The organism is Glycomyces niveus (assembly GCF_017592475.1).
Taxonomy (GTDB): Bacteria; Actinomycetota; Actinomycetes; order Mycobacteriales; family Micromonosporaceae; genus Glycomyces; species Glycomyces niveus.
Window position 1 is genome coordinate 80,044 of sequence record NZ_JAGFNP010000002.1, and the last position, 25,570, is coordinate 105,613.

A 25,570-nucleotide genomic window follows, 5' to 3' on the forward strand; every position below is an offset into this window, starting at 1 on the left:
GGGCGACTCTAGACCGCCGCTGCGGCGCGGGTTCGCATAGGATTGGCGCCGACGCAGAGGAGGGCGGGCATGTCGACATCGCGGGGCGCGCGCCAGCCGACGATCAAAGAGGTCGCCACGCTCGCGGGGGTCAGCCCGATGACCGTGTCGCGCACGCTCGCGGGCGGGGTCAACGTGCGGCCTGACCTCCAGCGGCGCGTGATGGCGGCCGTGGCCGAACTCGGGTACTACCGCAACGAGAACGCGCGGAGCCTGCGGCCCGGCCAGCCCAGCGGCCTCATCGGCGTCGCCATCACCAACCTCGCCAACCCGTACTACGGGAACTTCGCCCTCGGCGTCGAGGAGGTCGCCGCCGAGCACGGGCGGCGGATCATCCTCGGCAATACCGGTGAGGACCCCGGGCGCGAGCGCCAGCTCGTGAGCGACTTCATCGGCCGCCAAGTGGACGGGCTCATCCTGGTGCCGACCAGCGGCGACGCCGCGCATCTGCAGCAGGAGCGGCTGGGCGACGTGCCGCTCGTGCTCGCCTCCCGCCGCGTGCCCGGGCTCGACGTGGACACTGTGCTCCTCGACGACGTGGGCGGCGCCTACCGGGGCACGGTCTCGCTCCTGGACGCCGGGCACACCCGCATCGGCTTTCTCGGCAACCGCAGCTCCGTGTTCACCGGCGAGCGCCGGTTCCGCGGCTACGAGCAGGCGATGACCGAGCGCGGGGCGCCGATCGACCCGTCGATCATCGCCCGGGACCAGCAGGACGTGGACGCGGCGAGCCGCGCGGCGCGGGCGATGCTCGACCACCCCGAGCCGCCGACGGCGATCTTCAGCGCCAACAACCGCAACACGATCGGCGCGCTGCGCGAGATCGGGCGGCGCATCCGCGACGGCCTCCCCGGGCCGCGCCCGGCCGTCGTGAGCTTCGACGACTTCGAGCTCTCCGAGCTCATGCCGGTGCCCGTCACCGTGATCGACCACGACGCGCGCCTGCTCGGCCGCGAGGCCGCGACCCTGCTGTTCGCGCGGCTCGAGGGCACCGCCGAAGCCGGGGCGACAACGGTCGAACTGCCCGTCACCATCGCCCATCCCTGAGGTCGCAGCACCGCTGAGCTGCATGCTTGCCAAACGGCGGCAATGATTGGTAACGTTACCAACCGAAAGTCGCGAGACGGGAAGGAGGCGGGCGATGGAGCTCTGCATCGACTTCGGCGGCTCCGAGATCAAACTCGGCGTCCTCGACCAGGGCGAACCCCTGCGCACCGCCACCGTCCCCGTGGGACCCGGCGACCTCGAAGCGGCCGCCGCGGCCGCGAGCGGACTCGCCGCCGGCCTCGCCCCCGCCGCCGTCGGCATCGCCGTCCCCGGCATCGTCGACCGCGGCGCCGGCCGCATGGTCAAAGCCCACGACAAGCACCCGCGGCTCGACGGCCTCGACCTCGTCGCCTGGGCCCGCGCCTCCTTCGGACTCCCCGCCGTGATCGAGAACGACGCCCGCGCCGCACTCGTCGGCGAGACCGCGAACGGCTCCGCCGCCGGAGCGCGCGATGCCGTCCTCATGGTCCTCGGCACCGGCATCGGCACCGCCGCGATCATCGACGGCACCCTCCTCAGAGGCGCCCACGACCACGCGGGCGTCCTCGGCGGCCATCTCACCGTCGATTTCGCCGGAGCCCAGTGCAATTGCGGCAACATCGGCTGCGCCGAATCGATCGCCGGGGCCTGGGCGCTGCGCCGCGACCTCGCAGTGCGCGGCGACGCCGTCACCGACGTCAAGGCGCTCTTCGAAGCGGACGACGACGCCGCGCTCGCCCTGCGCGAGCGTGCCGTCCGCGCCTGGGGCGCCACCGCCGTGTCCCTCTGCCACGCCTACGACCCCTCGGTCGTGATCCTCTCCGGCGGCATCATGCGCGCCGGAGCCGCCGTCGCCGAGCCGATCGAAGCCTATGTCCGCCAGCACCTCTGGACCAGCTCGCACCGGCCCGCCTTCGTCGTCCCCGAACGCCCCGACCTCTCGGTGCTGCGCGGCCTCGCCGTCCTCGCCGCCGCACCCCGAACCTGAAGGAGCATGAGTGTCCACCGCCCCCATCGGACAGTACGAGAAGCAGCCGACCGTCCCGCTGCCCGCCGGCGCCCGCGTCCTCACCGGCGCGGCCGCCTGGACCGCCGCCGCCGACACGGCCGCCGCCAAAGCCGCCGACCGCGCCCCGCTCCTCGTCGTCGACGCCTACCCGGGGGCCGACCTCCCGCTCCTCACCGAGGCGATCGCCGACGCCCTGCCGCGCTGGCGGATCGTCGACGTCGAAGCGGACGCCGCCATCCCGCTCGCGCAGATCAACGCGCGCTTCGCCGACAACCTCACCGACGACCGCGTCTTCGGCGTCCTCTCCCATGCCACTGTGGACGCCTTCTACGACCCCGAGCGCCTCGACAAGCTCGCCGTCGAAGTCGACGGCGCCGCCGAGCCCACCGTGCTCATCGGCTGGGGCGCCGACCTCGTCGCCCGCCGCCTCGCCGCTCCCTACGCGCTCGTCCTCGCCGACATGGCCCGCTGGGAACTCCAGCTGCGTCAAAGGGCCGGGGCCCCCAACTGGCGGGCCGAGAACCCCGACGAGGACCGGCTGCGCAAGTACAAGCGCGGGTTCTTCGTCGAGTGGCGCGTCGCCGACCGGCACAAGACCACCCTGTTCGACCGGCTCGACTTCGTCCTGGACGCCAACGCGATCGGGGCGGCCGAACCCGACGGCCGGGCCGCCGGCATGATCACCGGCGAGGCCTTCCGGACCGGGCTCGCGAACGCCGCGCACGCGCCGCTGCGGGTCGTCCCGTTCTTCGACCCCGGCGTGTGGGGCGGCCAGTGGATGAAGCGCAAGCTCGACCTCGACCCGTCGAAGCCCAACTACGCGTGGTGCTTCGACTGCGTGCCCGAGGAGAACTCGCTCCTGCTCGAGGACGCCGGCGGCGCCATCGTCGAGATCCCCTCGCTCGACCTCGTGCTCTCCCAACCCGAAGCGCTCCTCGGCGAGCGCACCTACGCCCGGTTCGGCGCCGAGTTCCCGATCCGGTTCGACTTCCTCGACACCATGGAGGGCGGCCACCTCTCCCTCCAGGTGCACCCGCTCACCGACTACATCCAGCGGACCTTCGGGATGCACTACACGCAGGACGAGTCGTACTACCTGCTCGACGCCGGGGACGACGCGGTCGTCTACCTGGGCACCAAGGACGGCGTCGACCAAGAGGCCATGCTCGCCGACCTGCGCACCGCGGCCGCGGGAGACCGCCCCTTCCCGGCCGAGGACTACGTGAACGCGTTCCCCGCCAAGAAGCACGACCACTTCCTCATCCCCGCGGGGACCATCCACAGCTCGGGCGCGAACTCGATGGTCCTCGAGATCTCCGCGACCCCGTTCATCTTCACCTTCAAGCTCTGGGACTGGGGCCGCCTCGGCCTCGACGGCGTGCCCCGGCCCGTCCACATCGACCACGGCGAACGCAACCTCGTCTGGAAGCGCGACACGGCCTGGACCGAGGCCAACCTCGTCAACCGCGTCGAAGTCGTCTCCCGCGACGGCGATGTGGTGGAAGAGCGCACCGGCCTCCACGAGCTCGAGTTCATCGAGGTGCGCCGCCACTGGTTCTCCGAGCAGGCCGCCCACGACACCCAGGGCACCGTCAACGTCCTCAACCTCGTCGAAGGCGACGAAGTCGAGATCATCAGCCCCACCGGCGCTTTCGCGCCCTACACCGTGCACTACGCCGAGACGTTCATCGTCCCGGCCGCCGTCGGCCCCTACGTCGTCCGCCGCACGGCCCGCTCCCGCAGCGAACGCTTCGGGACCGTCAAAGCCTCCGTCCGCGGCACACAAGAGGCCTGAACCGCCCGCCGACCCCGCCCCTGGAACAAAGGAGTTCGCCATGAGATCCCGGAAGACCCCCATCGCCCTCGCCGCCGCCGCGGCGGCCGCCTCCCTGCTGCTCGCCTCGTGCGGCGGCGGCGGTGAAGACGACGGCGCCACCACCGGCACGCTCGACTTCTACACCAACAAGGCCGCCTGGGAGCCCGACTTCGACGAGCTGAACGCCCAGAGCGAGTCCGATGTCGACATCAGCCTCAACACCACCGGCTACTCCGACGCGGCCCAGTACGACGCGTTCATCAAGCAGTCCTTCCGCACCGACAAGAGCCCCGGCCTGTTCACCTGGCAGACCGGCCCCTCGCTCGCCGAGCTCGTCGAGGAAGGCCTCGTCGCCGAGACCACCGACATCTGGACCGAGGCCGTCGACCAGGGCTGGATCGGCGAAGACCTCAAGGCCGCCTACACCTTCGACGGCAAGCAATACTGCGTCCCGATGAACATCGCCTACTGGGTCATGTACTACAACAAGACCATCTTCGACGAGCAGGGCATCGCCGAGCCCACCACCTGGGCCGAGCTCGACGCCGCCGCCGCGAAGCTCGCGGGCGCGGGCATCACCCCGTACTACCAGACCAGCACCCTCTTCACCTTCCCGTGGTTCCAGCAGCTCGTCGCCGGCACCGACCCCGAGCTCTACAACGGACTCGCCACCGGCGAAGTGAAGTACACCGATCCGCGCATCGTCGAGATCATGGAGACCTGGCGCGACCAGCAGGACGCCGGCTGGTTCAGCGACGCCGGCAGCACCGTCGACCCCGCGGTCGGCCTCAAGCAGGGCGACTTCGCGATGATCAACTTCGGGTCGTTCTTCAACGGCTCCCTCGACGGCGCCGGCATGGTCTCAGGCCAGGACTACGACATGTTCGTCATCCCCGCCGTGAACCCCGACCTCGAGAGGACCCCCGTCGCGGTCGAGTCCGGGCCGCTCTGCGTCGCCGAGAACTCCAGCCAGAAGACCCTCGGCCTCGAGTACGCCAAGTGGTGGATGTCGCCCGACGCGCAGACCGCGTGGAGCGCCGCCCGCGGCGACGTCGCCTTCAACCCGCAGGCCCACGTCAACGACCCGATGCTCGAAGAGCTCGGCACCACCGTCGCCGGGGACGGCTACGAGGCCTACGACCGCTACTACGAGGCCACGCCCACGCCGATCCTCACCGTCGCCCTCGAGCAGTTCGGCGCGTTCATCGCCGACCCCGGCGACCCGCTCCCGTTCCTCGAGGCCATCCAGGCCGAGGCCGACGACTACTGGGCAGACCAGGGGTAGCGCCGCATGACGTCCGACCAGACCGCCCCGCGGCGCCCTGGGAACCGCCGCCCGAGGGACCCGTTCCAACGGTCCGCGACCGGGTTCGTCGCACCCGGCGTGATCCTCGTGGCCGTGCTGCTCTACCTGCCGCTGCTGTGGACCGCGTTCCTCAGCCTCACCGAGTACAACGGCCTCGGCGACCCCGAATGGGTCGGCTTCGCGAACTACGTCGAGATGCTCGACGACCCCGACTTCCTCGGCTCCGTGCTCAACACCCTGCTGTGGGTCGCGGGCACCCTCCTCGTACCCGTGGGGATCGGACTCGGCGTCGCCCTGCTCACCTGGAACCTCAAGGGCGGCACCTGGCTGCGCCTGCCGTTCCTCATCCCGTACGCCCTCTCCGGCATCGGGGTCGGCGTGATCTGGTCGTTCATCCTCTCCGGCGACGGCGCCCTCGACCAGGCGCTCGCCGCCTTCGGCGCCGGCGACACGCCGCGCTGGCTCGTCGACGCCCCGCTCAACACGGTCGTGATGATCCTCGCGACCGCGTGGCAGGGCGTCGGCGTGAACGCCCTGCTGTTCACGATCGGCCTCCAGTCGATCCCCAAGGAGCCCTTGGAGGCCGCCCGCGTCGACGGCGCGAACGGGCTCCGTCTCTTCAGGAGCATCCTGTGGCCCATGCTGCGCCCGCTCACCGCGGTCGTCGTCGGCCTCTCGATCGTCGCGAGCCTGAAGACCTTCGACATCGTGCAGGGCATGACGAAGGGCGGTCCCGGCCGGGCCTCCGAGACCCTCGCCCTCACGATGTACAAGGAGACGTTCGTGAACAGCGAGTACGGCCTGGGCTCGGCCATCGCCGTCTTCCTCACCGCGGTCACGCTCGCGGCCTCGGTCCTCTACCTGCGCCAGCAGCTCTCCAGCAAGCACGGGGTCTGAAATGTCTCGCATCATTCGCACGACGGTCCTGGCCGTCCTCGGCGTGCTCTGGCTCCTGCCGGTGTACCTGCTGCTCGTCAACGCCGCGAAGGCGCCGGAGACGTTCACCTCCAAGGAGTCCTGGCTCCCGACCGACTTCTCGCTGTTCGCGAACATCGCCGAGGCGGTGCGCCTCTCCGGGCTCGCCGAGAGCGCCGCGAGCACCCTGCTCTACGCGGTCGTCTCGCCCGCGATCGCCGTGGTCGTAGGGGCGGCGGCCGGGTTCGCGATCGTCGCGCTCCGGCTGCGGCACGGCTTCGCCTGGTTCGTCGCGATCTTCGGCGGGACCGTTTTCCCGCTCCAGATGATCCTGCTGCCGCTGTTCGACGCCTACTCGCGCGTGGGCCTGTTCGACTCCCGGCTCGGCATGGTCGTCGTCTACACCGCCATCTCGATCCCGTTCTCGGCGTTCGTGATGCGCAACTTCTTCACTGGGATCGCGCACAGCGTCTTCGAGGCGGCCGTGCTCGACGGCGCGACCGCCTGGCGCATCTTCGCCCGCGTCTACCTGCCGATGGCCTCGAGCGCGCTCGTCGCGGTCTTCATCCTGCAGGCCACGTTCATCTGGAACGACTTCCTGCTCGGCCTGGTCCTCAGCCAGTCCGACACGGTGCGGCCCATCGTGACCAGCCTCGCCGGGATGCAGAGCACCTACGGCGGCGCGCAGATGTCCACCGTCCTCGCCGGCGGCCTGCTCGTCTCACTGCCCACAGTGGTCCTGTTCCTGTTCACGCAGAAGTTCTTCGCCCGCGGCCTCGCCCTCGGGCAGTACTAGGAGTCTCCATGCGTCGCATACCTACCGTGGACGACCTGGCGGCCGACCCCGCCACGCACCACTACGACGACATGGTCGCGCCGAGCGGCCTCACCAACTTCCTCGGCACCGCCCGCGTCGACCACGACCTCACCGCCGTCAGCGCCGTCACCTTCCCGCCGGTCTCGCAGGGCCTCACCCGCACCGCCGCGTGCTTCGTCGACGGCCGCCTCGTCGAGTCCTACGGCGCCCCGATCACCCACGAATGGCGCCCCGACCGGGTCCGCCGCAGCGTCACCCTCCCCGGCCTCGAGCTCACCACCGTCACCGTCTGCGCCCCAGGCGAGACCGCGATCGCCATCGACATCAGCGCCACGAACACCGGCGACCGGGACAGGACCGTGCCGATCACGCTCAGCCTCGCCGCCGGGGCCGCCCGGCCGGAGGACGCCTGGCTCGACGCGGTCGCTCCCGAGGAACGCAACCGCGCCACCGCAGGCGAGCGCCGCCTCACCTTCACCAACAGCGCCGGCACCGCCTGGAGCGTCCAAGGCGTCGACACCCCCGCCGACGTGCGCCTCTCCGGGATCGCCCCGATGGCCGGCGAGCACGAGACCGGCATCGGCGGCATCGAACGCGGCGGCGAGGTCACCGTCCATCTCGAACTCGCCCCCGGCCAGACCGCCCGCTTCGGCTACGTCCACGCCATCGGCACCACCGCGGACGCCGCGAACGCGGCCTTCGACCGCGTCGCCGCCGACCTCCCCGCCGTCATCGCCGCGGCCGAAGCCTTCTGGAACCGCCAGCTCGACGCCGCGTTCCGCCCCGGCAACGGAGAATTCTCCGGCCACCTGCCCGTCCTCGAGACCAGTTCTGAAGCGCTGCAACGCCTCTACTGGTGGGGCGCGCTCGGCGTCATCTGGTTCCGCCGCGACTTCGAAGGCAACGTCCTCGGCCGCAGCTACGACACCCTCATGCCCAACTACTGGGCCACCACCACCTTCATCTGGGACTACAGCCTCAGCTCCACCGCGCACGCCCTCCTCGACCCCGCCGTCATGAAACGCCAGCTGCGGCACTGGATCGACTCGGACATCCACACCCACTTCGGCACCTCCTCGCTCACCGGCGGCCCCGTCGGCCGCTGGTACTCGGTCAACGACCACGCCATGACCCGCCTCGTGCACGACTACCTCCGCTACACCCGCGACACCGCCCTGCTCGACGAGACCCCGGGCGGGCGGCCCGTCCGCGAGCACCTGCGCGAATGGGCGCTGGCCTGGCAGTCGCTGCGCGGCACGGGGCCGCTCGCCGACTACGGCGAGATCGACAACCTCCTCGAATGCGTCAGCTCCTACACCCACGAGGTCGCGAGCCTGAACGCGGCGAACGTGTGGAACCTCCGCACCGTGGCGGAAATCCTTGCGGCCCAAGGCGACACGGACGGCGCCGCCGCGCTCGCCGCCGAGGCTGACGCGCTCGTCAAAGCCGTCGCCGGCCTCTACCTGCCGGGCACCGGGCACTTCGCGGCGCGCCAGCCGGACGGCACCCGCGTCCCGGTGCGCCACGTGTACGACTTCAGCGTGGTGGGCACGAGCGTCGCCGCCGACCTCGACGAGGGCACCCGCTCCGAAATGGTCGCGTTCTTCCGGCGCGAGCTCCAGACGGAGGCCTGGCTCCGCTCACTGTCCCCTTGGGACCCCGACGCGAGCTTCAGTCCCCGCCCCGACCACCAGTGGAACGGCGCGTACCCGGCCTGGCCCGCGGACGCGGCCCGCTCCCTCGTCGCGCTCGGCGCACCCGAAGTCGCCCTCGACTGGCTCCCGGGCCTGGCCCGATCCGCGAACCAGGGCCCGCCCGGTCAGGCGCACTTCACCGAGGAGGCCATGCCCGCGGTGAACGGCGGCGCGCGCAAGGCCCCGCCGCAGCCGCCCTACATCATCGACTGGGCCTGCTCCTCGGCCGGAGCCTATGCGGCCCTGGTGATCGAGTCGTTCTTCGGCGTCGACCCGAAGCCCGGCTCGGACGGACTCGACACGTCGAAAGGCTGCATCGCCGCCCTCGATCCCCATGCGGTCCTGCGCGGCCTGCGCATCGGCGACCGGCTCGTGGACGTCCACGCCGACGGCCGCGTCATCGACCAGCGCGTCACCTGAGCGATCCCCTCCGACCGACCCTGCAAAGGAGCAGACCATGACCCACCGCCCGCTCACTCTCGCGGCAGCCGCCGGCCTCGCGGCCGCCGTCATACCGCTGACCGCCGCGAACGCGGCCCCGGCCCCTTGCGCCGCAAGCATCACCGCCGAGATCAACACCGAGCTCACCGAACGCTTCGGCACCTACGCCGACACCGCCGGGCGCTGGACCGGCGCCGACTCCGCGTACAGCGTCGACCTCCCCGACGGCTCCACCGCGTGGATCTACTCCGACACGTTCATGGGCGAGGTCGACGAGAACGGCGGCCGGCCCGCCGACTCGCCGTTCCTCCACAACTCGATCATCGTCGACGACGACGGGGCGCTCACCACCTACACCGGCGGCACCGAGGCCGCCCCCGAATCCCTCGTCAAAGTCGCCGGCGCCGACGAGACGCAGCGCTGGTACTGGTTCGGGGACGCGACCGTCGAGAACGGCATGCTCCGCGTCATGCTCCTCGAGTTCATCAAGACCGGGAGCGGCGTCTTCGACTTCAAGTTCACCGGCAACGCCGTCGCCACCCTCGACCCCGCCGACATGCGCCTCGTCTCGGTCACCGACCTGCCCGACTCTCCCGTCGGCGAGAACTCCCTGATCAACTGGGGCTCGGCGATCTACGAGGACACCGAAGACGGCTACACCTACATCTTCGGCGTCGAGGACAACCAGGCCCAGAAGTACGCCCACCTCGCCCGCGTCCCCACCGGCTCGCTCACCACCGCGGGCTGGGAGTACTTCGACGCCGGCACCTGGGGTACCGACCCCGCCGTCTCCAGCCGCATCCTCGAAGGCGTCTCCAACGAGTTCAGCGTCTCCCGCTTCCAAGGCAAGTTCACCCTCGTGACCGGCGACGCCACCGAACCGCTCAGCGCCAAGATCGTCATGTACCGGAGCAGCGAGCTCACCGGCCCCTACACCGGCAAGACCGAGCTGTACGCCACCCCCGAGACCGGCGGGAACGTCTTCACCTACAACGCCAAGGCCCACCCGAACCTCGGCGACGGCGACACCCTCGTCATCTCCTACAACGTCAACAGCTTCGACCCCGACGACCTCTACGCGGACGCCGGCCTCTACCGGCCCCGCTACGTCGACGTCCATGCCCAGCTCGGCCGCGGCCGCCGCTAGACCTGCACCGCAACACCCTCGGGCCGGAGACCGGTGGTCTCCGGCCCGGATGCGCCCCCTCACGCCGCGATCGCGCCTAGGCTGGACCGGGACGCCGACGGGAGGAGACGGGCATGGGCGGCGACGCGTTCGTCTACCTGGCACGGATCAAGACCACGCCGAGGGAGCTGTGGCGGGCACTCACCGAACCCCAGTTCACCGAGCGGTACTGGGGCCTGTCCTTCGACACCGACTGGGCCCCCGGCTCGCCGATGACCTGGGCCGAACGGGGCGGCAGCATCGCCGACCCCGGCCAGCGCGTGCTCGAGGCCGACCCGCCCCGCCGCCTCGCCTACACCTGGCACACGTTCACCCCCGAGTGGGCCGAACGCGCCCGCGTGGGGGAGGACGCGCTCGCCGCCATCGCGGCCGAACCGCGCTCGCAGGTCGCGTTCGACCTCGAGCCCGGCGCGGGCACGGTCCGGCTCAAGGTCACGCACGACGGCTTCGAGCCCGGCAGCAGGGTGCGCGGGATGGTGGTCGAGGGCTGGCCGGAACTGGTCTCGAGTCTCAAGACCCTCCTCGAGACCGGCGAGCCGCTGCCGGGCTGACGCCGATGATTCCCCGCCCGCGGCGTCGTCCCATTGAGAGGAACACGAAGCAGAGGAGCAGACCATGGGCAAGCTCATCGTCACCGAGTTCATGTCCGTCGACGGCGTCGCGCAGGCGCCCGGAGCGCCCGAGGAGGACCCCGAGGGCGGCTTCAAGTACGGCGGCTGGCAGGCGCCGCTCATCGACCGCGACGAGGAGCACTTCATCTTCGAGCAGGCCAAGGGCATGGACGCCCTGCTGCTCGGCCGCCGCACCTACGAGATCTTCGCGGGCTACTGGCCCACGGCCCCCGCCGAGTTCGACTTCACCGAGCTCATCAACCGCGTCCCCAAGTACGTCGCCTCCCGCACCCTCGAATCCCCGCTGAGCTGGGAGGGCGCGAGCCTCCTCGAAGGCGGCCTGGCCGAGGCCGTGGCCGGACTCAAGGCCCGCCACGACCACGTCCACGTCATCGGCAGCCTCGACCTCGTGCAGTCGCTTCTGCGGGAGGGGCTGGTCGACCGGCTCAACCTGTGGATCTACCCGCTCGTGCTCGCCGAGGGCAAGCGCGTCTTCGCGGACGGCGCGGTGCCCACGGCACTGCGCCTGACCGAGTCCCGGATCTTCGCCAACGGCACGCTCAAGCTCGAGTACGAGACCGCGGGCGAGCCGGCCGTGGGCGACATGGAGGACGAGGTCGACCGCATCACCTGACCTCGAGGCGCTGGGCGCGGCCCGCGGCCGCGCCCAGCGCGTGAATGATCGGTGATCCGACACTTTCGCCTGCGGCCCTTAGGGATGCGTTCATCCGATCGAAGGGCTATAAGCGCGCGCGGGCGCGGGCCCCCTTGCGTCGCAAACCGGCCTGGCCTAAGCTCGTCACGTCCCATTCATCGATATGAATTCCCAATGAATGGGACTTTCCAGCGTAGGAGAGCGAGTCGACCTTGTCCACTGAATCCACCTTCCTCGACCGGACGAGCGCCACCGAGACGAGCGCCGTCAACGAACGCCACTTCAGCGCCCTGCAGCGCGGCGAGGCGAGCCTCGACCGCATCGCGTCCGTGCGGATCTCGCACGCGATCCTGCCGCTGAAGGCCGCGATCAGCGACGCGAAGGTCCTGACCGGCCGCCAGAAGCCGATGACCGAGATCGCGTTCCTGTTCGCGGAGATCCGCACCGAGGCGGGGCTCGAAGGGGTCGGCTACAGCTACTCCAAGCGCGCCGGCGGCAAGGGCCAGTACGCGCACGCCCGCGAGATCGCCCCCGACCTGATCGGCGAGGACCCCAACGACATCCAGCGGATCTGGACGAAGCTGGTGTGGGCGGGCGCGTCCGTGGGCCGCAGCGGCCTGTCCACGCAGGCGATCGCGGCGTTCGACATCGCGCTGTGGGACCTCAAGGCCAAGCGCGCCGGGCTCCCGCTCGCCAAACTCCTGGGCGCCCACCGCGACTCGGTGTCCTGCTACAACACCTCGGGCGGGTTCCTCTCCTCGTCGATCGAGGAGGTCCTGGAGAACACCGGCGCGGCCGTCGCGGGCGGCATCGGCGGCATCAAGATCAAGGTCGGCCAGCCGGACACCCGGATCGACCTGCGGCGCGTGGCGGCCGTCCGCGAGCACCTGGGCGACGACTTCCCGCTCATGGTCGACGCGAACCAGCAGTGGGACCGCAGCACCGCGATCCGCATGGGCCGCAAGCTCGAAGCGTTCGAGCTGACGTGGATCGAGGAGCCGCTGGACGCGTACGACGCGGTCGGCCACGCCGACCTCGCCCGCGAGCTCGCCACCCCGATCGCCACGGGCGAGATGCTGACGAGCGTCGCCGAGCACGCCGACCTCATCGCCCACCGCAGCATCGACTTCATCCAGCCGGACGCGCCCCGCGTCGGCGGCATCACGCCGTTCCTCAAGATCATGTCGCTGGGCGAGCACGCCCGCGTCCGCATGGCCCCGCACTTCGCCATGGAGATCCACCTGCACCTCGCCGCCGCCTACGAGCACGACCCGTGGGTGGAGCACTTCGAGTGGCTGGAGCCGCTGTTCAACGAACGGCTCGAGATCGCCGGCGGCCGCATGGTCGTCCCGGCCCGGCCCGGCCTGGGCTTCAGCCTCAGCGAGCAGGCACGGGAGTGGACCGAGGCCACCGAGCGGTTCGGGTCGGGGGCGTGACGCCGCGCGCCGAGCCGCCCAAGGGCGCGCTGGACCGGGCCCTCGAGATCCTCGAGGTGCTCACCATGCGCGGCAAGGCGACCACCACGGAACTCGTCGAAGCGGTCGGCGTGAGCCGCAGCGCCGTATACCGGCTCGTCGAGCGCCTGGAGACCGCCGAGTACCTGACGCAGGCGGACGGCCACTGGCGCCTCGGGCCGGCCGCCGCGCGGATGGCGATGGCGGCGGGCCGGAACATGGACGTGCTCACCGTCGCCCCGCCGATGCTGCGCGACCTCGCCGAGCGCACCGGCGAGACCGTCAGCCTCGGCGTGCTCAGCGGCGACGAGATCGTGTTCGTCTTCCGCGAGATCGGCCACCAGGCCGTGCACGTCCGCTCCGAACTGGGGGCGCGCCGGCCCCTGCACGCCACCTCCGTGGGCAAGGCCTTCCTCGCCGGGCTCGCGCCCGACCGCTGCGAGGAGACCGTCGCGCATCTCTCGATGGAGGCGTACACGAAGGCGACCGAGACCGACCGCGACCGCCTCCGCGACGCCATCGGGGAGGCACGCCGACGCGGCTGGAGCGAGGAGCACGGCGAGTTCGACGCGGGCAGCACCTGCTTCGGCGCGCCCGTGTTCGACCAGAGCGGCACCGTCACCGCCGCGATCAGCATCGCCGGGCCGACCCACCGCATGGACGCCGCCCGCGAGCCCTTCGGCCCCCTCGTCGCCGAGACCGCCGCCGCCATCTCCCGCCGCCTCGGCCACAGCGACTGGGCGACTCCGCATGCGGCCTGACCACTACCGTTGCACAGCAAGGAACCTGACATGACGATCACCAGCACCGACCCGCGCACCGGCGACACCGTCGCCGCGGCCGAACCGACCCCGCTCGCGGACGTCCAGCGGCTCACCGCCGCCGCGGCGGCCGCGGCCCCCGAGCTCGACCGCCGCGGCCGCGAGTTCCGCGCCCGGCTCCTGCGCGCGATCGCCGCCCGCCTCGAATCGCGCCGCGACGCCGTCGTCGCCCTCGGCCGGCGGGAGACCGGCCTTCCCGAGGCCCGTCTCAACGGCGAGCTCACCCGCACCGTCTACCAGGCCGAGTTCTTCGCCCAGGTAGTGGAGGAGGGCGGCTACCTCGAGGCGACGATCGACCACGCCGCCGACACGCCGATGGGGCCCGGCCCGGACCTGCGCCGCTTGCTCGTCCCGCTCGGCCCCGTCGCCGTCTTCGGCGCCTCGAACTTCCCGCTCGCGTTCTCCGTGCCCGGCGGCGACACCGTCTCGGCCCTCGCCGCCGGGAATCCCGTCATCGTCAAGGCGCACGACTCCCATGTGGGCCTCTCGCAGCTCGCCTACGAGGCGCTGGTCGAGGCCTGCGCGGACGTCGATGCGCCGCAAGGGACCGTGGGCATCGTCTTCGGCACCGAGGCGGGCGCGGCCCTCGTCGCCGACCCGGCGGTGAAGGCCGTCGGCTTCACCGGCTCGCTCACCGGCGGCAAGGCCCTGCTCGACATCATCAACGGCCGCCCCGAGCCGATCCCGTTCTACGGCGAGCTCTCGAGCGTCAACCCGCTCATCGTCACCGCCGCGGCCGCCGCCGAGCGGCCCGAGGCGATCGCGAGCGGCCTCGTCGCCTCCGTGACCGGCTCGGGCGGGCAGCTGTGCACCAAGCCCGGCATCGTGTTCGTCCCCGCCGGGGCCGAGGGCGACGCGCTCCTGGGCGAGGCCGCGTCCCTCATCGCCGAGACCGCGGCGTTCCCGCTTCTGAACGCCCGCATCGCCGACTCCTACCGCGACATCACCGCCGCCTACACCGCCGCGCCCGGCGTCAAGGCCCTCGCGACCGGTGCCGAATCGCCGCAGGAGGGTTCCTTCGGCAGCCCGCGTCTGCTCGAAGTGGACGCCGCGGACTTCACGACCGCCGTCGCGGAGGAGTGCTTCGGCCCCACCGCGGTCGCCGTCCGCTACAGCGGCGAGGCTGAGCTGCGGGACGCGTTCGCCGTGCTTCCGGCCTCGCTCACCGCGACCCTCCACACCGCGGCGGACGACCCGGACCTCGCGCCGCTCGCCGCGCTCGTGCAGCCGCTGGCCGGGCGGCTCGTGTTCGACCAGTTCCCCACGGGCGTGCTCGTCTCGTGGGCCCAGCACCACGGCGGCCCGTGGCCTTCGACGAACACGCTCCACACCTCGGTGGGCGCCACCGCGATCCGCCGCTTCCTGCGCCCGATGACGTGGCAGAACGCGCCGGTGTCGGTGCTGCCGCCCGAGGTGCGTGATGACGCCGCCGTCCCGCAGCGCGTCGACGGCCGACTCCGCCTGTGACCGCCCTGCCCACCGACGCCGCCGCCTGGGCCATGCTGGCCCTCGCGGCGGCGCTCGTCGGCTTCTCGAAGACCGGCATCGCGGGGACGGGCTCGCTGCCGATCCTGCTGTTCGCGACCGTGCTCCCCGCGAAGGAGTCCACCGGCGCGCTCCTGCCGGTGCTCATCATCGCCGACCTCTTCGCGATCCGCTTCTACTCGCGGCACGTCGAATGGCGCGTCCTCGGCCGGCTCGCCCCCTGGGTCGTCGTCGGCACCGTGGGCGGAGCGGTCGTGCTCTGGTTCGTCGACGACACGCTCATGAAGCTCCTCATCGGCGTCATCCTCCTCGCCATGCTCGCCCTCCAGCTCTGGAACCGCCTGCGCCCCAAGGTGGAGGCGCCGCAGCCGCCGAGCGGCCTCGCCCAGCGGAGCGCCGCCGCCGGGGCCGGCGTCGCCGCGGGCGCGACGACGATGACGGCGAACGCGGCCGGGCCGGTGATGGTCCTGTACCTCATGCTCTCGGGCTTCCCGAAGCTCCGCTTCCTGGGCACGATGGCCTGGTTCTTCTTCGCCGTCAACCTCTTCAAGGTCCCCTTCAGCGTCGGGCTCGGCCTCATCTCCTGGCACACGCTCCTCACCGCGGTCATCCTCATCCCGGCGATCGCGGTCGGCGCGCTGATCGGCCGTGCCGTCGTCCACCGCATCAACCAGCGCCAGTTCGAGCTCGCCACGCTCGTGCTCTCGGGCGTCGGCTCGGCGCTCCTGATCCTCTCCGCCGCAACCGCTTGAACGGAGGCGGGCCGGGGTCGCCCCGGCCCGCGTCCGCTCATGCGCTGAACGCGGCGCGGTACCAGTCGAGGGTCGCCTGGAGCGCCTCGCGCCACGGCGTGGGCCGCAGCCCGAAAGTGGCCTCGAAATCGGCCGAGACCATGTTCTGCGGGATCTGGTGCTGGTAGAACATCTCGCGGTATTCGCCGATGAACTGCTCGTCGAAGGGCCCGTACGCGACGAGTTCGGTCAGGACGTCCACGTCGAGTTCGCGTCCGATGAGCGCTTCCACGTGCCGGTGCACTTCGAGCGTCGACAGCGCGGGGTTGGTCGGGAGGTGCCAGACGCGGCCGTCGCCCCGCGGGTCGGTGCCGAGGGCGATGAGGCCGCGTGCGACGTCGCCGATGTACGTGTAGCTGTGCGGCAGAGCGAGGTCGCCGAGGCCGAGGACCTTCCCGCCGGTGAGGGCGCCGGGGAAGAACGCCCCGCCGAGGGTGGAGCTGAGCACGCCGGGTCCGAAGAAGTCGGCGGCCCGGCCGAGTACCACGCTGACTTCGCCGTTGCGGTGCGCCGCAAGGTACTGCCGGTCGAGTTCGGCGCGGAGCCGGCCCTTGCGGCTGGTCGCAGCCCAGGGCGTCTGCTCGGTGATGGCCTCGCCGTCCGCCTCGCCGTACGGGTAGAGCGTGTCGAGCACGACCAGGCGTGCGCCCTGGTGCGCGGCCGCGATGAGGATCGAGGTCGTGATGCCCGGCAGGACCTCGGTCTGGAGGTGATACGGCACGTTGACCGCGTGGTAGACGACCGAGGCGCCGTCCGCGGCCGCGATGGCGGCCTCCGGAGTGGACAAGTCCGCCGTGACCCGCTCGATCCGCTTGTCGGTCAAGGGGATCTCGTTGCGGGAGACGTGGCGGACCGGGAGGTCGCGCTGCGCGAGTTCGGCGGCGATGGCGGTCCCGGCGGGTCCGGCGCCGAGGACGACGTGCAGGGGAGCGGCGTTCATGATGGATCTCCTCAGATTGTTGAGTGGCTAGTCACTCACTAATGGGGCTGAAAAATTCGCCCGTCAGGACTCGGCCGTCGGGGCGCGGTTCGGTCAGGAAGGCCGGCGGGCCGGCATGTGGCGTATGCCCTCGGTGAGCGTCTCGGCCCACTCGGCGTCCGAGTCGAACGCGTCGATCGCGGTGAGCAGGTGGCACAGCTGCCCGTAGGCCATGAAGCGCTGCACGGCAGGGCCGTCGGCCCGTGAGCGGGCGGCGACGTACTCGGTCAGCGCCGCGATGCCCTGGCGCACGGTCCGGGCGATCACCGGGTCCGCCGTGGCGGACTGCGCGTGCACCTGGATCGCGAGCAGGTCGCGGTCGGCGATGAGCGTGGCGTACGCCGCGCCCATGGCGTCGAGCACCGCATCGGGCGAGCCGTCCTCGCTCGCCTCGGCGCCGCGCTCCAGCGCGTCCACGATGCGCCGGTAGCACTCCTCGAGCGCCGCTACGAACAGCTGCGTCTTGGAGGAGAACAGCTTCGACACGTACGCGGGGGAGATGCCGGCGTGCTTGGCCACCTCCGCGATCGTGACGGTGTGGAACCCGCCGCGCGCGAAGCTCGCGATCGCGCTCGACACCACCGCACCACGCCGTTCCTCGGCCGTGGAAAGCACTCGTTCCTTCATGTGAATGACTGTACACTCACTCTTTTCGCGTCGCGACCCCAGGGGTGCGTGCAAGCGATTGCGGCAGGTATGGTCGGCTCGACTCGGGGGACATCCCCGGTCGAACCGGTCCGAAACCGAAGGCGGCGTGTGCACATGGGTGACGAGGTGATCGGCGTCGTCGGGGCCGGGATCGTGGGCCTCGCGACCGCCCGCGAGCTCACCCGCCGCCGCCCCGGCGTCCGCGTCGTGGTCTTCGACAAGGAGGACCGGGTCGCGGCCCACCAGACCGGTCACAACTCCGGCGTCGTCCACGCCGGGATCTACTACGCGCCCGGCAGTCTCAAGGCCCGTCTGTGCACCCGCGGCGTCGCCCTCCTCAAGGAGTACTGCACCGCGCACGACCTGCCCTATGTGGAGTGCGGGAAGCTCGTCGTCGCCGTCCGCGACGAAGAGGTCCCGCGCCTGGACGCCCTCTACGAGCGGGCCGCCGCCAACGGCGTCCCCGGCCTGCGCCGCGTCGGCCCCGAAGCGCTGCGCGAGATCGAGCCCCACGCCACCGGACTCGGCGCCCTCCACTCCCCGGGCAGCGCCATCACCGACTACGCCGCCGTCGCCCGCGCCTTCGCCGCCGAAGTGACCGCCGCCGGAGGCGAAGTGCGCCTTGGCTTCCCGGTCGACCGCATCGCGCCCGACGGCGACCGCGTCCGCGTCCACTCCGGCGACGAGCACGTCACCGTCGACCGCCTCATCCTCTGCGCCGGACTCCAAGCCGACCGAGTCGCCGCGCTCGCCGGCGACGAGCCCGGCCCCCGCATCGTCCCCTTCCGCGGCGAGTACCTCCGCGTCGTGAACGACAAGGCCGCGCAGCTGCGCGGCCTCGTCTACCCCGTCCCCGAACCCGGCTACCCCTTCCTCGGCGTCCACTTCACCCGCCGCACGGACGGCACGGTGGAGATCGGCCCCAACGCCGTCCTCGCCCTCGCCGCCGAGGGCTACCGCTGGCGCGACCTCAGCCCGTCCCACCTCGCCCGGCTCGCCGCCTGGCCCGGCGCGTGGCGCATGGCCGCCCGCCACTGGCGCATGGGCGCCCACGAGGTCTACGGCTCGCTTTCCAAGCGCGCCTACATGAAAGCCTCCCAGCGGTACTTCCCGGACATCACCATCGACGACGTCGAACGCGACGGCGCCGGCGTCCGCGCCCAGGCCCTCGACCGCGACGGCGCCCTCGTCGACGACTTCCGCATCCACCGCCTCGGCCCCGTCACCGCCGTCCGCAACGCCCCCTCCCCGGCCGCCACCTCCTCGATGGCCATCGCCGAGCACGTTGTGAACGCCCTCGACTAGGCCGTCCCGCCTGCCCGGCTTCGCGCGCCGGTGGTCCCACCCGTCACGCGATACGATCATCCGGTCTCGTATTCGCAGCGGCGCAGGAGGATTGATGACCGGAGAAGGCGGGTTCGCACAAGAGCTGGCCGAGGCGCGGGCGGCCCTGGCGAAGGCGACCGCCTCGCCCGAGGCCGACCAGGCGGTGCCGGTGACGGCGGAGGCCGCGAAAGGACGCATCAGCGTGACGCTCGGGGCCGACGGCCGCGTCTCGGCGATCAATGTGGATCCCAAGGCGGTGAAGGAAGGCACGGACTACATCGCCGAGCACGTCCTGGCGGCGCTCAACGACGCCCTCGACCAGCGGGCGACGATGGTGACCGCGGACGAGCGCGTCCCCGACCTGGGGTCCATCGGCGAATCACTGGCCGCGGTTCAGGACGCCGGGGTCCGGCAGCTCCAGGCCATGAGCGAGTCGATCACCCAGGTCATGGCAAAGCTCAACGGGCACAAGTGATCCCGGCAACGGAGCGGGAAACTTTCAGTTAGCTTTCTTCAGGTATAGTGCGGCGCGGAGGTCGGCATGTTCGGAGAAGACCAGATCGCGCAGCAGCTCTCGCAGGCCCGCGAGACCATGGCGCAGGGGCCCGCTCTGCCTGGAGGGCAAGCGGAGCCGATCCTGACCGAGGCGGCCGAGGGGCGCATCAAGGTGACGCTCGGGGCCGACGGCCGGTTCGAGCGGATCAGGATGACCCTCAGCGCCCTCCGGGACGGCCCGGAAGCCCTCGTCGAGCAGCTCATGCTGGCGATCAACGACGCGCTCGACCAGCGGACCGCGATGTCCGCCCTCACCGGTCCCGTCCCGGACCAGGCGGCGATGAACGAACAGGTGGCCCGGATGCAGGACGCCTCGCTCCAGCAGTTCAAGGACATGGACGCCGCCATCGGCGACCTCATGGCCAAGCTCCACGGAGGCCGATGACCATGGCGGGCTTCGATGTCGACCCGGCGACGATCCGCCAGTCCGCGGACGAGCTCGACGCGGCCAAGGACGACGTGCAGACGCTGCTCGACGAGTTCACCGCGGCGGTCGGGCAGTACGCGGACGCCTTCGGCGGCGACATCATCGGCACCGCGGGCGGCATCGCGCACGAAGTGTGCATGGGTGCGGTCACCGACTGCTTCACCCGCATCGTCGAGGATCTGAGCGGCCTCTCCGAAGCACTGCGCGGCATGGCGGACGACCACCAAGCGGCCGAAGAGGAGATCACCCAGTCCTTCACCAGGCTCCAAGGCGAACTCGAGTCCCGACCGACCGGCTGACGCCCGCTCCCCACCCGCTGCACCCCCGCAACCAATTCCCCTGCAAGGAGAACGCATCCCATGGGTATGCAACTGCCCGGAGAGCTCATCGGCCTGCTGGGCATACTCGGCTACGAGTGGCCCGAGTCCGATGAGGAGTCCATGTTCAACCTGGCCGGAGAGTGGACCGGCATGGCGGACAAGGTCGCCGAGAGGGTGGAAGGACTCCAGGCCGCGGCACGGACCCTCCTGGAGGGCAACACCGGCGCCCACATCGACGCCTTCCAGAAGGAATGGGAAGCCGAGGAGTCGTCCCCCGCCGCCCTGTCCAAGGCCGCGGACCCGGCCAACCAGCTCAACATCGGCCTGACGGTCATGGCCGGGATCGTCATGGCCCTCAAGATCCAGATCATCGTGCAACTGGCGCTCCTGGCAGCGCAGATCGCATGGGCGCTGGCGACCGCGCCGCTCACGTTCGGCGCCTCGCTGGCGCAGATCCCCATCTTCAAGCAGATCACCGGACTCATCATCGACCAGCTGATGGGCATGGCCACCAACAGGATCATGAATGGCTAGGAGCAGAGGCGGAGACGGCAGCGGCAGCGACGGCGAAGGCTCCGGCACCGGAGCGAGGATCCTCACCAGGGCCCTCGACGACGGCGGATTCTCGCCGCCGACGCCCAAGACCCGCGACCGGGGCGGCGACAGCGGCGGTCGAGGCGACCAGGACGGCGCCGACGACCCGATCCGCCGCTACACCGACAACAGCGACGAACTGAACCGGTACCTGCGGGCGACGGACAAGTCGAGCTACAGCCCGGAGGACAGGGCCCGGCTCGACAAGCAGGCGCAGGAAGTCTCGGACGCGCTGAAAAAGCGCCCCGTGCCCGATGAACGGGTGACCTGGCGCGGACTGCCCGGAGGACCATGGCTCGACAAGTACAAGACGGGCGACCTGTACTCCGATCCCGCGTTCATGAGCACGTCCACGAGCGAGCGGATCGCGAACCAGTTCAAGACCATCGCCACCGGCGGCTTCTCCGGCGAGAAGCGCCCCGGCGCCATCTTCAAGGTCGATGGGATCACCGGACGCGACGTCGGCCGCGACTCGAACTTCGGACACCAGAAGGAAGTCCTCTTCGACCGCGGCGCGCTCTTCAAGATCACGGACAGGCGCCAGGACGGCGACACCACCTACATCGACATGACGCAGCTGGGGTGAGGCCGGCCGCGCCCCGGCCCGCACCCGCCACGCCATGAACGGAAGCCTCCGGCCCGATCGGTTGCAGCACCACCGATGCGACCGGAGGCTTCCTCAATTCCCGAACCCGGGCTCGACCCGCACCACGAGCTTCCCGAACGTGTGCCGCCGCGCGAAGTCGGCCACCGCCCGCGCCCCCTCGTCGAGCGTGTACCGGCGACCGATCACGGCCGCCAGTTCGCCGCTTACGGCCGCCTCGGCGACCTCCCGCATCCCGCCCAGCCGCCCGTCCATGTCGAGCACGAACCGCAGGTCTACATTGTCGCGGCCAAGCCATTCCGGCTGCGTCACAGGGAAGGTGATCGTCACCAGCCGCCCGCCCGGCCGCAGCGCGGCGGCCGCCTCGACAAGCCCGTCGCCAGGCAGCACCAGATTGAAGACGGCGTCCACGCCGGACGGGTACTCGTCCTCGTAGCCGATCACCTGCGCCGCACCGAGGTCCCGCAGCCGCTCCGCGTCCTCCGGCCGGCCCGTCGCGGTCACTCTCGCGGACGCCGCCAGCGACGTCAGCAGCGCCGTGCCCACGCCGCCGGAGGCCCCGATCACGAGCACCGAAGCGCCGGGCCCGATGTCCGCGCTGGCCAGGACGGCGCGCACGGTCAGGCCAACGGTCGGCAGCGCCGCCGCCTCCTCGACGCCGAGCCCGTCCGGCCGGAGGGCGATGAACGGGGTGTCGGCCTCGAAGACCGCGTACTCGGCCAGCGCGCCGGTGGTGAGCGAGGGCCGCTCGGCGCCGGCCATCGCGCGGAGCGCGCGCGGCACGGCCTGCCCGAAGACCTCGTCGCCGACCTTGAACCGCTCGACCCCGGCCCCGACTTCGCTGACGGTGCCGGCGAAGTCGTTGCCGGGAACATGGGGGAACTCGAGCGGGAACTGCTCGCGGAACTCGCCGCTGGGCACCTTCACGTCGGCGGGGTTGACCGAGGCGGCGGCGATGCGCACCTGGATCTGCCCGGGACCGGGCCTGGGGGCCGGCATCTCGGCGACGGTGTAGTCCTCGGGCGGGCCGTAGTCGAGCGCGACGACTGCTTTCATCTGTCCTCCAAAGCGATCCGATAAACGGACCTTACGGTCCGCTTCGTTCGGGAACGCTAGCACTAACCGGACCGCACGGTCAACTTGCTAGGCTGGGGGCATGACCGACACCCGCCCGCTCCGCGCCGACGCCGCCCGCAACCGCAGGCTGCTCCTGGCCGCCGCGGCCGACGAGTTCGCCGCACGCGGGCTCGACGCCTCGGTCGCGGACATCGCCCGCAGGGCAGGGGTCGGCAAAGGCACGGTCTTCCGGCATTTCGCGACCAAGGACGAGCTCATCGCGGCCATCCTCATCGACCGCATGGCGGCCCTAAGCGATCTCGGCGAAGCGCTCCGCGAGGCCGACGACGCCGGAGCGGCCCTGCGCGAATTCCTCACCGCCGCCGCCATGCAGCGCCAGGAGCGCGACCTGTCGTTCCTAGCCGCCGCGAGCGAGGCGATGCCCGATGTGGACCGTGCCCGCGGTCGCATGATGACCGCGATCGAACGGCTCGTCGAGCGCGCACGCGAGCACGGGGCGGTGCGCGCCGATGTCACCGGAGCCGACGTCTTCCTGCTGATGTGCGCCCCGAACTACATCGCGGGCTACGTCCCCGACGCCTCGCCCGACCTGTGGCGCCGCTACCTCGCGCTCATCCTCGACGGCCTGCGCCCCGAAGGCGCGAGCCCGCTCCCCGAAGCGGCCCCGGAACTCGGCTGACCGAGCGAACTGCGTGCAGGTGCGCTGCCGACCGGTCAGCGTCGTTTCGGCGGGGCGACCGAGTCGCGCACGACGATGTGGGTGCCGAGGAGGACGCTGTCGGTGGTCGCGCCTTCGCTGCGCCGCAGGGCGAGTCGCACGGCCTCGCGGCCGAGCTGCTCGTGCGGGACATGCACGGTGGTGAGCGCCGGGGTGAGCTCGGCGGCGATCGGGATGTCGTCGAAGCCGACCACGGACATGTCCTCGGGGACGCGGATGCCCTTCTCCCGCAAGGCCTTCAGGACGCCGATGGCGACCATGTCGGTGCCCGCGAAGATCGCGGTCACGTCGCTCCGCTCGGCCAGGAGCCGCTTGGTGAGCGCGTAGCCGCTGTCGATCTGGAAGGGGCCGGGCAGGATGAGCGTCTCGTCGAGCTCGACGCCGTGGTCGGCGTGGGCCCGCCGGAACCCCTCGACCCGCTCGTCCGAAGTGGAGAGGCCGAGGGCGCGCCCGAGGTAGCAGATCCGGCGGTGCCCGGCCGAGAGCAGGTGCGCGGTCATGGCGTACGAGCCGCCCACGTTGTCGTACTGGACGACCAGCGCCGGGACGTCCTCGCCGAGCGAGGGCCGGCCGCACAGGACCAGGTGCGAGCCGGACTTGTCGAGCGCCTTCGCGAAGTACGCCATGCGCTCCTTGTACACCTCGTTGTCCAGGGCTCCGCCCACGAGGATCACGGCCTCGGCGCGCTGCTCGCGCATGAGCTCCACGACGGCGAACTCGCGCTCGGGGTCGCCGTGGGTGGTGCACAGCAGGCACAGCCGCCCTTCGGAGGCGGCCTGCTGCTCCACGCCGCGCGCGATGTAGGCGAAGAAGGGGCCGGTCACGTCGTCCACGATGAAGGCGATGGTCTTGGTCGTCGCGCCCGCGAGGCCGCGGGCGTGCGCGTTGACGACGTAGTCGAGGTCCTTCATGGCGCGCAGCACCTTCGCCCGCGTGGCCGGGGCGACCGGGTAGTTGCCGGCGAGGACGCGGGAGACGGTGGGGGCGGACACGCCCGCGGCGGCCGCGACATCCTTCACGGTGGGACGCCTACCGCCGCCTGAGGTCTCGCGCACCAGCCGTGCCCCTTTCGTGTCCTGACGTTTCACAAGGCTAGATCACCCGGCGGCGCTCACGCCCGCCTCCCGAGCAGTTCGGGGTCGACCCGGTGGGCCAGGGGGAGTCCGGCCGCGAGTCGCTCGGCCTCCTCCACGATGCACTGTCCCATGCGGGCGAGCTCGTTGCCGTGCGAGCCCGCGACGTGCGGGGTCATGAAGACGTTGGGCAGGTCGAACAGCGGCGAGTCGGCCGGCGGCGGCTCGGGGTGGGTGACGTCGAGGACGGCCGAGAGGCGGCCGGTGCGCAGTTCGGCCACGAGCGCGTCGGTGTCGACCAGGCGTCCGCGCGAGGTGTTGACCAGGACGGTGCCGTCCTTCATCGCGGCGAGGCGGGCGGCGTCGATGAGGTGGCGGGTCTCGGGCAGGTCGGGGGCGTGGACACTGACGACGTGTGCCTCGGTGACCAGCCGGTCGAGGTCGACCAGGCGCGCGCCGAGCGCGGCGGCGTCCTCGGCGCTCACGTACGGGTCGGCGAGCAGCACCTCGATGTCGAAGGGCCGCAGCAGTTCGGCGACCCGCCGCCCGATGGCGGAGGCGCCGATGAGGCCCACGTGGAGGCCGAAGTTGCCGACCTCGGGGTGGATGTGGCCGAGTTCGAACGTCCTCTCGTCGCGGAAGCGCTCGCGGAGGTCGAAGATCCCCTTGCCCGCCATGAGGATCGCGGCGAGCGTGTACTCGGCGACCGGCAGCGCGTTCGCGCCCGCCGCGGAGGCGACCTCGATGCCGCGCTCCCAGACGGCCTCGCCGAGGTGGCCCTTGACGGACCCCGCGGCGTGCAGCACGGCCCGCAACTTCGGCGCGCGTTCCAGGGCTTCGGCGTCGAGGACCGGTGCGCCCCAGCCGGAGACGATCACCTCGACCTCGGCGAGTGCGTCGTCCGCGCCGTCGAAGCGCTCGGTCACCGCGTCGGGGTCGATGTCGAGCACGGCGGTGAGGCGGCGCAGCAGCGGCTCGGGGAAGAGCTGCGGCAGGAACACGGGGTTCATCGCGAACATCGCCTTGGGGAGTTGGGCCACGAGAAGGGTCCTCCGAACGGTTCATATAGAAATCGATTTCTACTGTAAGGGACCCGGATGGGTTTGTCGAGTCCGATCCTCAGCCGCTTCACCGTCTCACGCAAACAATGAACTACCTGCAGTTTCATCGCCTGAAGGAGCTG

General features: G+C 71.3%; 26 protein-coding genes. 21 read left to right on the top strand and 5 right to left on the bottom strand.

Annotated elements, in window-relative coordinates; genetic code table 11:
• Nucleotides 1-69 precede the first annotated feature (69 nt).
• The 14 genes from J5V16_RS03285 to J5V16_RS03350 all read left to right on the top strand — a co-directional run bounded on the left by J5V16_RS03285 (nucleotide 70) and on the right by J5V16_RS03350 (nucleotide 16,027).
• Nucleotides 70-1,086, top strand: a complete 1,017-nt coding sequence (locus tag J5V16_RS03285) for a LacI family DNA-binding transcriptional regulator (protein WP_208494582.1) — start codon at nucleotides 70-72, stop codon at nucleotides 1,084-1,086.
• A 94-nt stretch (nucleotides 1,087-1,180) separates the two neighbouring features.
• Nucleotides 1,181-2,053, top strand: coding sequence for an ROK family protein (locus tag J5V16_RS03290; RefSeq protein ID WP_208494583.1), 873 nt, complete (start codon nucleotides 1,181-1,183; stop codon nucleotides 2,051-2,053).
• Between the two features lie 10 nt (nucleotides 2,054-2,063).
• Nucleotides 2,064-3,869 (top strand): class I mannose-6-phosphate isomerase, encoded by a 1,806-nt coding sequence (locus J5V16_RS03295; RefSeq protein ID WP_208494584.1) that lies wholly within the window; start codon nucleotides 2,064-2,066, stop codon nucleotides 3,867-3,869.
• A 40-nt stretch (nucleotides 3,870-3,909) separates the two neighbouring features.
• Complete coding sequence (locus J5V16_RS03300; RefSeq protein ID WP_208494585.1) at nucleotides 3,910-5,175, top strand: ABC transporter substrate-binding protein; 1,266 nt, start codon at nucleotides 3,910-3,912, stop codon at nucleotides 5,173-5,175.
• A 6-nt stretch (nucleotides 5,176-5,181) separates the two neighbouring features.
• Entirely contained in the window at nucleotides 5,182-6,093 is a 912-nt protein-coding gene (locus tag J5V16_RS03305) for a carbohydrate ABC transporter permease (RefSeq protein WP_208494586.1), read from the top strand.
• Nucleotide 6,094: 1 nt separating this feature from the next.
• Entirely contained in the window at nucleotides 6,095-6,907 is an 813-nt protein-coding gene (locus J5V16_RS03310) for a carbohydrate ABC transporter permease (protein ID WP_208494587.1), read from the top strand.
• 8 nt (nucleotides 6,908-6,915) lie between these two features.
• Nucleotides 6,916-9,042, top strand: a complete 2,127-nt coding sequence (locus tag J5V16_RS03315; RefSeq protein WP_208494588.1) for a glucosidase family protein — start codon at nucleotides 6,916-6,918, stop codon at nucleotides 9,040-9,042.
• Nucleotides 9,043-9,079: 37 nt separating this feature from the next.
• Nucleotides 9,080-10,210: a DUF4185 domain-containing protein gene (locus J5V16_RS03320; RefSeq protein ID WP_208494589.1), complete on the top strand. Its 1,131-nt coding sequence runs from the start codon at nucleotides 9,080-9,082 to the stop codon at nucleotides 10,208-10,210.
• A 113-nt stretch (nucleotides 10,211-10,323) separates the two neighbouring features.
• Nucleotides 10,324-10,800, top strand: coding sequence for an SRPBCC family protein (locus J5V16_RS03325; protein ID WP_208494590.1), 477 nt, complete (start codon nucleotides 10,324-10,326; stop codon nucleotides 10,798-10,800).
• Between the two features lie 64 nt (nucleotides 10,801-10,864).
• Nucleotides 10,865-11,494 carry a dihydrofolate reductase family protein gene (locus J5V16_RS03330; RefSeq protein ID WP_208494591.1) on the top strand — a complete coding sequence of 210 codons (630 nt, stop codon included), beginning with the start codon at nucleotides 10,865-10,867 and terminating at the stop codon, nucleotides 11,492-11,494.
• 311 nt (nucleotides 11,495-11,805) lie between these two features.
• Nucleotides 11,806-12,951: an L-talarate/galactarate dehydratase gene (locus J5V16_RS03335; protein WP_208495099.1), complete on the top strand. Its 1,146-nt coding sequence runs from the start codon at nucleotides 11,806-11,808 to the stop codon at nucleotides 12,949-12,951.
• Nucleotides 12,948-13,730 (top strand): IclR family transcriptional regulator, encoded by a 783-nt coding sequence (locus tag J5V16_RS03340; protein ID WP_208494592.1) that lies wholly within the window; start codon nucleotides 12,948-12,950, stop codon nucleotides 13,728-13,730. The genes J5V16_RS03335 and J5V16_RS03340 overlap by 4 nt, the downstream gene beginning before the upstream one ends.
• A gap of 30 nt (nucleotides 13,731-13,760) precedes the next feature.
• Nucleotides 13,761-15,257 carry an aldehyde dehydrogenase (NADP(+)) gene (locus J5V16_RS03345; protein ID WP_208494593.1) on the top strand — a complete coding sequence of 499 codons (1,497 nt, stop codon included), beginning with the start codon at nucleotides 13,761-13,763 and terminating at the stop codon, nucleotides 15,255-15,257.
• Nucleotides 15,254-16,027 carry a sulfite exporter TauE/SafE family protein gene (locus J5V16_RS03350; protein WP_307792852.1) on the top strand — a complete coding sequence of 258 codons (774 nt, stop codon included), beginning with the start codon at nucleotides 15,254-15,256 and terminating at the stop codon, nucleotides 16,025-16,027. Before J5V16_RS03345 ends, J5V16_RS03350 begins: the two co-directional genes overlap by 4 nt.
• A gap of 37 nt (nucleotides 16,028-16,064) precedes the next feature.
• Here J5V16_RS03350 and J5V16_RS03355 read toward each other — a convergent pair whose 3' ends face one another.
• Together J5V16_RS03355 and J5V16_RS03360 are read right to left on the bottom strand one after the other, a co-directional pair.
• Nucleotides 16,065-17,006 (bottom strand): NAD-dependent epimerase/dehydratase family protein, encoded by a 942-nt coding sequence (locus J5V16_RS03355; protein ID WP_208494594.1) that lies wholly within the window; start codon nucleotides 17,004-17,006, stop codon nucleotides 16,065-16,067.
• Nucleotides 17,007-17,099: 93 nt separating this feature from the next.
• On the bottom strand, nucleotides 17,100-17,672 hold the full coding sequence (locus J5V16_RS03360; protein WP_208494595.1) for a TetR/AcrR family transcriptional regulator: 573 nt from the start codon (nucleotides 17,670-17,672) through the stop codon (nucleotides 17,100-17,102).
• Nucleotides 17,673-17,807: 135 nt separating this feature from the next.
• Here J5V16_RS03360 and lhgO point away from each other — a divergent pair, with 135 nt between their 5' ends.
• The 6 genes from lhgO to J5V16_RS03390 all read left to right on the top strand — a co-directional run bounded on the left by lhgO (nucleotide 17,808) and on the right by J5V16_RS03390 (nucleotide 21,501).
• The gene (gene lhgO, locus J5V16_RS03365; protein WP_208494596.1) at nucleotides 17,808-18,998 is read left to right on the top strand and encodes an L-2-hydroxyglutarate oxidase; all 1,191 of its coding nucleotides are present in this window, start codon (nucleotides 17,808-17,810) and stop codon (nucleotides 18,996-18,998) included.
• A gap of 94 nt (nucleotides 18,999-19,092) precedes the next feature.
• Nucleotides 19,093-19,494: a YbaB/EbfC family nucleoid-associated protein gene (locus J5V16_RS03370; RefSeq protein ID WP_208494597.1), complete on the top strand. Its 402-nt coding sequence runs from the start codon at nucleotides 19,093-19,095 to the stop codon at nucleotides 19,492-19,494.
• Between the two features lie 66 nt (nucleotides 19,495-19,560).
• Complete coding sequence (locus tag J5V16_RS03375; RefSeq protein ID WP_208494598.1) at nucleotides 19,561-19,959, top strand: hypothetical protein; 399 nt, start codon at nucleotides 19,561-19,563, stop codon at nucleotides 19,957-19,959.
• Between the two features lie 2 nt (nucleotides 19,960-19,961).
• On the top strand, nucleotides 19,962-20,300 hold the full coding sequence (locus tag J5V16_RS03380) for a WXG100 family type VII secretion target (protein ID WP_208494599.1): 339 nt from the start codon (nucleotides 19,962-19,964) through the stop codon (nucleotides 20,298-20,300).
• Nucleotides 20,301-20,360: 60 nt separating this feature from the next.
• Nucleotides 20,361-20,855 (top strand): WXG100-like domain-containing protein, encoded by a 495-nt coding sequence (locus J5V16_RS03385; RefSeq protein ID WP_208494600.1) that lies wholly within the window; start codon nucleotides 20,361-20,363, stop codon nucleotides 20,853-20,855.
• Nucleotides 20,848-21,501 carry an ADP-ribosyltransferase gene (locus J5V16_RS03390; RefSeq protein WP_208494601.1) on the top strand — a complete coding sequence of 218 codons (654 nt, stop codon included), beginning with the start codon at nucleotides 20,848-20,850 and terminating at the stop codon, nucleotides 21,499-21,501. The genes J5V16_RS03385 and J5V16_RS03390 overlap by 8 nt, the downstream gene beginning before the upstream one ends.
• A 93-nt stretch (nucleotides 21,502-21,594) precedes the next feature.
• Here J5V16_RS03390 and J5V16_RS03395 read toward each other — a convergent pair whose 3' ends face one another.
• Entirely contained in the window at nucleotides 21,595-22,575 is a 981-nt protein-coding gene (locus J5V16_RS03395) for an NADP-dependent oxidoreductase (protein WP_208494602.1), read from the bottom strand.
• 100 nt (nucleotides 22,576-22,675) lie between these two features.
• Here J5V16_RS03395 and J5V16_RS03400 point away from each other — a divergent pair, with 100 nt between their 5' ends.
• On the top strand, nucleotides 22,676-23,275 hold the full coding sequence (locus J5V16_RS03400; protein ID WP_208494603.1) for a TetR/AcrR family transcriptional regulator: 600 nt from the start codon (nucleotides 22,676-22,678) through the stop codon (nucleotides 23,273-23,275).
• 35 nt (nucleotides 23,276-23,310) lie between these two features.
• On the opposite strand, the gene J5V16_RS03405 is transcribed toward J5V16_RS03400, so the two are convergent.
• A complete protein-coding gene (locus tag J5V16_RS03405; RefSeq protein WP_307792853.1) occupies nucleotides 23,311-24,333 on the bottom strand; it encodes a LacI family DNA-binding transcriptional regulator in 1,023 nt (340 codons plus the stop codon).
• Between the two features lie 92 nt (nucleotides 24,334-24,425).
• Nucleotides 24,426-25,406 carry a hydroxyacid dehydrogenase gene (locus J5V16_RS03410; RefSeq protein ID WP_408612372.1) on the bottom strand — a complete coding sequence of 327 codons (981 nt, stop codon included), beginning with the start codon at nucleotides 25,404-25,406 and terminating at the stop codon, nucleotides 24,426-24,428.
• Nucleotides 25,407-25,570: the final 164 nt, after the last annotated feature.